This is a genomic window from Micromonospora sp. NPDC005220 (assembly GCF_040607895.1).
GTDB lineage: Bacteria > Actinomycetota > Actinomycetes > Mycobacteriales > Micromonosporaceae > Micromonospora.
Genome location: NZ_JBEXHP010000006.1, coordinates 1 through 8,589, shown reverse-complemented (window position 1 = coordinate 8,589; position 8,589 = coordinate 1). Strand labels below are relative to the sequence as shown.

Below are 8,589 nucleotides of genomic sequence, written 5' to 3'. Positions count from 1 at the left end.
GGGGGGGGGCGCCCCCCCCCCCCCCCCCCCGCCACCGGCGTGACCGCGCCAGGCACACACAGCGCCCGAATGCCGACGCCATGGTCAGTCAAGATCTGCCAGGGAGGCTTCGACCAACTCGGAGATCGGCCTACAGGACGGCAGCGCAAGTGCCTCGACGAGCACCTGTCGGACTCGGGGTAGCATCTGCGCCGAATCCTTGCCACACACGAAGAGGATATCGACGCAACTGGCGTTTCCCCGCTCCCGCAGCTCCCGTTCGTACGTCTCGAACCCAACAGCCATACGCTGGATGCAATCGTGCGACGAGACCGGGCCGACCCAGGCGATGTCCACGTGGTCGTCATAACCGCCGCCAATGGTCGCCAGCAGGTCGATGATCAAGGGCCGCGAGACTGCCGGAGCCTCCGTCAACCCGACCACCAGACATGACACCACAGCTGGGCAGCACTGAGACAGCCGCCCCTGAATGAGGGCCGTGTTGTCGATCCGCCAGTAGGCCCGTTCGGCCGCCGCTCCGGTCTCGGCGGACACGAGATCAGTAATCGCAGACCGCACGTCAACGGCCGAACCTTTGAACGACTTCAGCGTCTGCCAGTCGTATCGAGCGAGCTCGGCCAACAATCGAACCCGATTCGGGGTGGACGGCGCGGTCATCGCCGTCCGCCCCGGATCAGAGTAATCAGCATTATGTCGAAGCTAGTCATTCGTCCTCAAAGGACCGGCTCCGCTCGGTCACCAACACACTTCACGCTAATGCGAGAAGGGATCACACCACCGGTGGCGGGGGCGGCGGGGGGGGCGGGCCCCCCCCCCGCGCGCCGCGGCGGACGGTCAGTTGTTCGGGTCGTCGGCGCTGATGTCGGCCAGGACCGACTGCGGTTCGCGCTCGACCGCGAGGTCACCCATCGACACCAGGCCCACCAGGCGCCCGTCGTCGATCACCGGTAGTCGGCGTACGGCGTACGTCCGCATCAGGTCCGCGGCGGCCACGGCGTCGTCGTACTGACTCACCGTGATCACGTCGCGCGTGGTGATCTGATTCAACCGGGTCGCGCCCGGGTCCATGTTCTCCGCGACACCCCGGACCGTGATGTCCCGGTCCGTGACGATGCCGACCACACTGTTGCCATCGGTCACCACCACATCGCCAATCGCACTGTCACGCATCTCCTGCGCGGCGGCGATGAGCGTTGCGTTGCCGTCCATCGTCACCAACCGGGTCGTCATGAAGTCTCCGACCGTTGTCATGGTGCTCCCCTCTCGGTGTCGGCACGCCCCGTCTACCCGCCGCTCGGGAGGAGGTAACGCCGAGCGTCCCGGCCTATCCGCGCGGGTGCCAGCGCGTACCCCAGGAGACCGATCGCGGCCCGGGCAGGTGCGGCCGGGCCTCCCGCCAGCGACACGTGTCGGCCCCGCTGCCTACCGTGAGCGGATGTTGACGGGCGAGGAAGAGCTGCGGGAACTGGTCGCCGGCAGCAGTTGGCTGACCCGGGCGCTGACCGTGGTGCGGGACTCCGGGCTGCCGGACGCCTGGATCGGCGCGGGGGCGCTGCGCGACCTGGTCTGGGGCGAGCGGTACGGCGACGGGTTCGACCCGGCGCAGGTCCACGACGTGGACGTGGTCTTCTTCGACCCGGTAAGGCTGACCCGCGCCGACGACGACCGGGCCACCGCCCGGTTGACCGGGATGTGGCCGCAGCCGCCCTGGCAGGCGCGCAACCAGGCGGCGGTGCACACCTGGTACGCGGCCAAATTCGGCGGTGACCCGATCGAGCCGTACCGCAGCGTGAGCGAGGCGGTCGCCACCTGGCCGGAGTACGCCACAGCGGTGGCCGTCCGCCTGGACTCGGCCGACCGGCTCGAGGTCTGCGCCCCGTACGGCCTGACGGATCTGCTGGGTGGGGTGTGGCGGCACAACCCGGCCCGGGTGGACGTGGCCCGGTCCCGGCTGCGGTTGGCCCGGCACCGGCCGGATCGGCGTTGGCCCGGCGTGACCGTGATCGAGCCGGGCTGACCGGCGGCGGGTCAGCCTCGGGGCGGCATACCGTAGAGCCGCTCGACGTGCAGGCGTAGCACGATCCGCCCCTCGTCGACCATGGCCTGCCGGTACTCGTCCCAGTCGGGGTGTTCTCCGCTGAGCCCCCGGTAAAGCGCCACCAACTCCTCGACCGTGTCGTCGCCGAGCTCGGCGGCCGGCGGGGTGAGTTCGGCGCGACCCTCGACCACCGCGTACGCCCAGCCGTCCTGACTGCTGACGTGGAAGCTGGCACGCGGGTCGCGGCGCAGGTTGGCGGTCTTGGCGCGGCCGTCGGTGACCGAGACCCGGATCAGGCCCGCGTCCCGGTCGAAGGAGTAGAGCACCGTGGACAGCTGCGGGCGCCCGTCCCGCTTGATGGTGGCGAGCACGCCCATCGAGTGGCCGGCCACCAGATCGGTCAACGCCTGCTGGGTGCGGTCATCCGGCATGGTGTCCTCCAGGTTGGACGATCGTCTCCGACCCATCCAAGCACGACCTGCCGGCCGTCGCGGGCGACCACCCGGAACGGGCTGAGCCCCCGGAACGGCAGGACGACCAACCGGATGGCACGGAGCCTCCGGAACGGCACCGAGCCCTCGTCGACGACGGCGAGGGCTCGGTGCTTGGCAGGCGTTCGTTATCGGGCGACCGTGCCGGTCAGCGGCGTTCGGCGGCGACCAGCTCGGCGAGTTGCACCGCGTTCAGCGCGGCGCCCTTGCGCAGGTTGTCGTTGGAGCAGAACAGGGCCAGCCCGTACTCCACGGTCTCGTCGGCGCGGATCCGGCCCACGTACGTCGGGTCCTGCCCGGCGGCCTGCAACGGCGTCGGGACGTCGGTCAGTGCCACCCCGGGCGCGTCGGCCAGTAGCTCGTGGGCGCGCTGCGGGGTGAGCGGCCGGGCGAACCGGGCATTGATCTGGAGCGAGTGCCCGGTGAAGACCGGCACCCGGACGCAGGTGCCGGAGACCTTCAGGTCGGGGATTTCCAGGATCTTGCGGCTCTCGTTGCGGAGCTTCTGCTCCTCGTCGGTCTCGAACGAGCCGTCGTCGACGATCGAGCCGGCCAGCGGGAGGACGTTGAAGGCGATCGGCTGGGCGAATGAGCGTGGCGCGGGAAACTCCACGGCCGACCCGTCGAAGGCCAGCCCGGTGGCGTGCTCGGCCACCTTGCGGACCTGCTCGTCCAGCTCGGCGACGCCGGCCAGCCCGGCACCGGAGACGGCCTGGTAGGTGGAGACGACCAGGCCCACCAGGCCAGCCTCGGCGTGCAGCGGACGCAGCACCGGCATCGCGGCCATCGTGGTGCAGTTGGGGTTGGCGATGATGCCCTTCGGGCGGTCCAGGGCGGCGTGCGGGTTGACCTCGGCGACCACCAGCGGCACCTGCGGGTCCATCCGGAACGCCGACGAGTTGTCGATCACCACGGCGCCGGCCTCGGCGACCCGGGGCGCCAACTCCCGGGCGGTGCCCTTACCGGCCGAGAAGAGCACGATGTCCAGCTCGGAGTAGTCCGCGGTCGCGGCGTCCTCGACGGGCACCTCACCGTCACGCCACGGCAGCGTCCGCCCGGCGGACCGCGCCGAGGCGAACAACCGCACCTGCTCCGCCGGGAACTCCCGCTCCGCCAGCACCTGCCGCATCACGCCACCGACCTGGCCGGTGGCCCCCACAATGCCGATCCTCATGCCCCGGAGGCTACCCACCCCACCCCCAAAACCGGGACCCCTTTCCCACCCCCCGGGTCCCGCATCACACCCCACCCCCCGCTCCCCCCACCTCTCCCTCCCCCCACCCCCACTCCCACTCCCACTCCCACTCCCGTTGATCATGAAGTTATTGCCACGACACGCCGTGCCGGGTGACAACAACTCCATGATCAACGGCGCAGGAGGAGGAGCCGGGGGCGTGGGGCCGGAGGGGACTGTTAGGGGAGGAGGGTTCCCAGGGCGGTGGACTGTAGGTCGTCGCGGATCACTGCGGCGTCGCCCTCGATGACCAGGGTGAGGGCTTCCGGGTGCAGGTGGGTGGCCGCCGCAGCGGAGACCTCGTCGACGGTGGCGGAGAGCAGCGACTCACGCAACCGCGCGTGGTAGTCGTCCGGAAGGTCGTGCACCACAAGGGTGGTCAGCGCGGAGGCGATCGCCCGTGGGCTCTGCAACTCGACCGAGAGCTGCCCCGCCCGCCAGGAGCGGGCCACCTCCAGCTCGTCCTCGGTCACCCCGCTGACCTGGGTACGGGTGATCTCGCCCACCGCCTCCACCAGGGCCGGCGCGGTGACCGCCGTCTGCACGCCGGAGCTGACCGCGAACCGACCGAACCGCCGTGACGCGGCGAAGTCAGCCCGGATGCCGTAGGTGTAGCCGTGCACCTCGCGCAGCAGGTGGTTGAGGCGGGACGTGAATGCCCCACCGAGCACCGTGCCAGCGAGCGTCAACGGCACGTAGTCGGGGTGCGCCCGGTGCGGTGACGGGTGACCCAGACGCAGCGTGGACTGCACCGAGCCGGGCCGATCCACCAGGATGATCCGTCGACCGTCGTGCAGGGGCACCTCGATGGGGCCGCCCCGCTCGGCGGGGCCACCACCGGTGCCGGCGAACGCGGCGGCGGCCAGCGCGTCCAGGTCGATCCGGTCCAGGTCACCGGCGACGATCAGGGTGCCGGGGCGCAGGAACCACTCGGAGTGGAAGACCGTCACATCCTCCACGTCCAACCCGGCGACCGACTCCGGGTCGCCGTGCATAGGCCGTCCCCAGCGGTTCTGCGCGCCGAACAGGTCGGCGCGCAGCGCGGCGTCGGCGCGCGGGCCGGGGTTGGCCCAGTCCATCCGGAGCGCTGTCGCCTCGTCGTCGCGGACCCGGCGTACGTCGGCGGGGTCGAGCTTGGGCGTCCGGACCGCCTCGGCGAGCAGTTCCACGGCCGCGCTCAGCCGGTCCACCGGGACCACCACGCTGGCCTGGAACGAGTCCCAGTCCAGACCGGTCGACAACGCGGTGCCGAGCCCTTCGACGGCGAGCGCGTACGCGGCGGCGTCCCGCTGTGCGGTCCCCTCCTCCAACGCCTTGGCCAGCACCCCGGACAGGCCCTCCTTGCCGACCGGCTCCTGGCCCGCGCCCACGTCGAGCAGCAGCAGGGCCACGGCGAGGTTCTGCCCCGGCAGGTGCGCGGCGACGACCTGACCGCCGGCGACGGCGCGGCGGACCACCGGCGGGAACCGGTACGGGCGGGCGGCACCCGGGCCGGGACGGTCGGCGATCAGCGTCATGAGGTCTCCTCGGGCAGGTAGGTCAGGGTCACCCGGTCGGTGGTGAGCACGTCGGCGGCGGCCTCGGCGATCTGCTCGGCGGTGACCGCGAGCAGGGCCGGCAACTGGTCGGCGATGCGGGCCGGGTCACCGAACTGCGTGGTGTACCGGCCGAGCAGGTCGGCGCGGCCGTCGACGGTGGACAGCTGACGCCACCACCCGGTGCTGAGCAACGCCTTGGCCCGATCCAGCTCGGCGGCGGTGACCGGCACGGTGGCCAGCTCGTCGACGACCTCGGCCAGCCCTTCGGCGAGCCGCTCGGCGCTCACTCCGGGGCGGGCGGTGGCGGTGGCGATCAGCGGTGCCGGGGCGTGGGCGAGGTCCACCCCGTACGCCCCGACCAGGTCCGGCTGCGCGATCCGCTCGCCGTCGGCGAGGCGCTGGTAGAGCCGGCTGCCCCGGCCGCTGCCGAGGATGGTGGCGAGCACGGTGATCACGTTGTACCCCGGGCTGCCGAACGGGTAGCTGCGGTGGGCGATGTACACCCGGGGCGCCGGCACATCGGCGCTGACCGACTCGACGGCGGTCTGCCCGGTGGCGGGGACGCTGCGGCCGTCCGGTGCCGGCGGGATGTCGTCGCGGGCGGGCAGCGCGCCGAAGTACTTGTCGGCGAGCGCGAACACGTCGGAGGCGGTGGCGTCGCCGACCACGGTCAGCACCGCGTTGTTCGGCGCGTAGTAGGTCTGGTGGAACGCCTGGAAGGTGGCCAGGTCGGCGGCGTTCAGGTCGGCCATCGAGCCGATCGTCGCGTGGTGGTACGGGTGCCCCGGCGGGTAGAGCAGCGGCAGCAACCGCAGCCACGCGTCGCCGTACGGGACGTTCTCATAGCGCTGCCGGCGCTCGTTCTTCACCACGTCCCGTTGGTTGTCCAGCGTCTCCTGGGTGAGCGCGGGGACCAGGCCGCCCATCCGGTCGGCTTCCAACCACAGCGCCAGCTCCAGGTGCTCGGCCGGGACCGTCTCGAAGTAGTTGGTCCGGTCCGGGTTGGTGGTGGCGTTGAGCGAGCCGCCGGAGCCCTGGATCAGCTTCATGTGCTCGGTCTTCGCCACGTTCACCGAGCCCTCGAACATCAGGTGCTCGAAGAGGTGGGCGAAGCCGGTCTGCCCGGCCGGCTCGTGCCGGGAGCCGACGTCGTACCAAAGGTTGACGGCCACGGCGGGCGCGGTGCGATCCTCACTCACCACCACGCGCAGGCCGTTGTCCAGTCGGGACGTCTGAATGGGCCAGGGGTAACCGCTGTCGGGCATGCCCCGACGCTATCCGATCTCGGGGGCGGAAAGGTGACGTGCATCCGGCCGGTCGCTCGTTCGTCGGCGAGACGGCGGCTGGTCCGGCAGCTCAGCCTCGGTGCCCAGCTCAGCGCCGCGGAGGACGGGGCGCTCGCGTCCGACCCGGCGCGCAACCTGCCACCCGAGCTGCGGGTGGCAGGTCCGCTGGCCTGGCTGCGCGACCAGACCTACCGGGGGTCGCGTCGGGCACGCCGGGCGACCGCTCAGTCCGGCGGTTCGACCGCGGCCACGGTCTGATCCGAGGTACGCCGTTCCAGCACCGTGTCCGGGGCGGCGTTCTGGTCCGCCGCGCGGATGTCCGAGTCGTCGAGGATGGCCTCCGCCTGCGCTTGCGGGTCGTCGCTGCCCACCGCCGTCTCCTCGGGCAGGAGGTGGTGTGCGCGGGATTCCACCCGGTCCTGATCACTCTGCTCGTGCGTCATGGCATCCCTGTTACCCCGACCTCAGCTCCGGCACGCGATCTTCGCCCCCGCATCTTGGGACGACAGGCCGGGTCACCGCACCTGGTCGGGTACGCTGGCCCGGTGACGCGTTCCTATCGATGGTTTAGGCAGCCGGCTCGCACGCCGGTGACTTCACCATGAACTGACGTCACCACGGACCGAGCCGGCTGGGCAGGAGCTGTCGTTCCTGCCCTTTTGCGTACGAGCAGCCGGCTCGTCCCGGGCACCGGCCCCGGCACGGTCGGCGGAAGGATGCCCACCGTGACGACCCCGGAGACCGATCGGGTCAGCGATCAGCGGATCGACCGTGTCGTGCCGCTGACCACGCCCGCCCTGCTGCACCACGAGTTGCCCCTGGACGCCCCGCTCGCGTCGGCCGTGCTGACCGGCCGCCGCGCGGTCGGTCGCGTGCTGGACCGCGAGGACGACCGCCTGCTGGTGGTGGTCGGCCCCTGCTCGGTGCATGACCCGGCCGCCGCTCTCGACTACGCGCAGCGCCTGCGCACGGCGGCGGACCGGCTCGCCGACGACCTGCTGATCGTGATGCGGGTCTACTTCGAGAAGCCCCGCTCCACGGTCGGCTGGAAGGGCCTGATCAACGACCCGGGCCTGGACGGCAGCGGGGACGTCAACACCGGTCTGCGGCTGGCTCGGGCACTGCTGCTCGACGTGCTCCGCCTCGGCCTGCCGGTGGGTTGCGAGTTCCTCGACCCGATCACCCCGCAGTACATCGCGGACACGGTGGCCTGGGGCGCGATCGGTGCCCGCACCGTGGAGAGCCAGGTGCACCGCCAGCTCGCCTCCGGCCTGTCCATGCCGATCGGCATGAAGAACCGCCCGGACGGCAGCATCGGCACGGCCGTGGACGCGATCCGCGCCGCCGGGGTGCCGCACGTCTTCCCCGGTATCGACTTCTCCGGCACCCCGGCGATCATGCACACTCGCGGCAACACCGACGGTCACCTGGTGCTGCGCGGCGGGGGCGGCCGGCCCAACTACGACGCCGAGTCGGTGGCCGGTGCGCTCGATCTGCTCCGCGCGGCCAACCTGCCGGAGCGGCTGGTGATCGACGCCAGTCACGCCAACAGCGGTAAGGACCACCGCAACCAGCCGCTGGTCACCGCGGACGTGGCCGCCCAACTGGCCGCCGGCCAGCGTGGCATCACCGGCGTGATGCTGGAGTCGTTCCTGCTGCCCGGCCGGCAGGAGCTCGACCCGACCCGGGAGCTGGAGTACGGCCGTTCGGTCACCGACGCCTGCCTCGGCTGGGACGACACCGCCTCGGTGCTCGACCACCTCGCCTCGGCGGTGCGGGCCCGGCGGGCCACCCTGCCGACGACGGTGTGACCGCCGACACCGCGGCGCACGGAACACGAGCGGGGGTCGGCTCGTTGACGGGGATGTCGGTGTGTCCAGTGTCCCCGGGCCTCACCCAAATTGCCTTCGCGGAATACCGTCCGGCTGGAGCCGCGTAGTGCCACTCGCCGAGAGGCGACCTGCACACCGACACCAGCGCCGCCCCCGGCCCACAAGGCCGG

At 71.6% G+C, this 8,589-nt stretch carries 10 protein-coding genes; 3 read left to right on the top strand and 7 right to left on the bottom strand.

From position 1 onward, the window contains the following. Positions 1-84: 84 nt before the first annotated feature. Both ABZU52_RS04200 and ABZU52_RS04195 read right to left on the bottom strand, forming a co-directional pair. Positions 85-657, bottom strand: a complete 573-nt coding sequence (locus ABZU52_RS04200; protein WP_354969635.1) for a hypothetical protein — start codon at positions 655-657, stop codon at positions 85-87. A 177-nt stretch (positions 658-834) separates the two neighbouring features. After that, complete coding sequence (locus tag ABZU52_RS04195) at positions 835-1,251, bottom strand: CBS domain-containing protein (RefSeq protein WP_354969634.1); 417 nt, start codon at positions 1,249-1,251, stop codon at positions 835-837. 184 nt (positions 1,252-1,435) lie between these two features. Between ABZU52_RS04195 and ABZU52_RS04190 the strand changes: the two genes are divergently transcribed. Beyond that, positions 1,436-2,017, top strand: a complete 582-nt coding sequence (locus ABZU52_RS04190) for a nucleotidyltransferase family protein (RefSeq protein WP_354969633.1) — start codon at positions 1,436-1,438, stop codon at positions 2,015-2,017. A gap of 11 nt (positions 2,018-2,028) precedes the next feature. On the opposite strand, the gene ABZU52_RS04185 is transcribed toward ABZU52_RS04190, so the two are convergent. The 4 genes from ABZU52_RS04185 to ABZU52_RS04170 all read right to left on the bottom strand — a co-directional run bounded on the left by ABZU52_RS04185 (position 2,029) and on the right by ABZU52_RS04170 (position 6,566). Beyond that, positions 2,029-2,469: a PPOX class F420-dependent oxidoreductase gene (locus ABZU52_RS04185; RefSeq protein ID WP_354969632.1), complete on the bottom strand. Its 441-nt coding sequence runs from the start codon at positions 2,467-2,469 to the stop codon at positions 2,029-2,031. 208 nt (positions 2,470-2,677) lie between these two features. Next, positions 2,678-3,703, bottom strand: a complete 1,026-nt coding sequence (locus ABZU52_RS04180) for an aspartate-semialdehyde dehydrogenase (protein WP_354969631.1) — start codon at positions 3,701-3,703, stop codon at positions 2,678-2,680. Positions 3,704-3,942: 239 nt separating this feature from the next. After that, positions 3,943-5,280: a pitrilysin family protein gene (locus ABZU52_RS04175; RefSeq protein ID WP_354969630.1), complete on the bottom strand. Its 1,338-nt coding sequence runs from the start codon at positions 5,278-5,280 to the stop codon at positions 3,943-3,945. Further along, entirely contained in the window at positions 5,277-6,566 is a 1,290-nt protein-coding gene (locus ABZU52_RS04170; RefSeq protein WP_354969629.1) for a pitrilysin family protein, read from the bottom strand. Before ABZU52_RS04170 ends, ABZU52_RS04175 begins: the two co-directional genes overlap by 4 nt. A gap of 33 nt (positions 6,567-6,599) precedes the next feature. On the opposite strand from ABZU52_RS04170, the gene ABZU52_RS04165 reads away from it, so the two are divergent. Continuing rightward, the gene (locus ABZU52_RS04165; RefSeq protein ID WP_354969628.1) at positions 6,600-6,845 is read left to right on the top strand and encodes a hypothetical protein; all 246 of its coding nucleotides are present in this window, start codon (positions 6,600-6,602) and stop codon (positions 6,843-6,845) included. Here ABZU52_RS04165 and ABZU52_RS04160 read toward each other — a convergent pair. Continuing rightward, on the bottom strand, positions 6,812-7,030 hold the full coding sequence (locus tag ABZU52_RS04160; protein ID WP_354969627.1) for a hypothetical protein: 219 nt from the start codon (positions 7,028-7,030) through the stop codon (positions 6,812-6,814). The two genes, ABZU52_RS04165 and ABZU52_RS04160, sit on opposite strands and share 34 nt — an antisense overlap. Positions 7,031-7,303: 273 nt before the next feature. Here ABZU52_RS04160 and ABZU52_RS04155 point away from each other — a divergent pair, with 273 nt between their 5' ends. Next, positions 7,304-8,398 carry a 3-deoxy-7-phosphoheptulonate synthase gene (locus tag ABZU52_RS04155; RefSeq protein WP_354969626.1) on the top strand — a complete coding sequence of 365 codons (1,095 nt, stop codon included), beginning with the start codon at positions 7,304-7,306 and terminating at the stop codon, positions 8,396-8,398. The last annotated feature ends 191 nt before the right edge of the window (positions 8,399-8,589 follow it).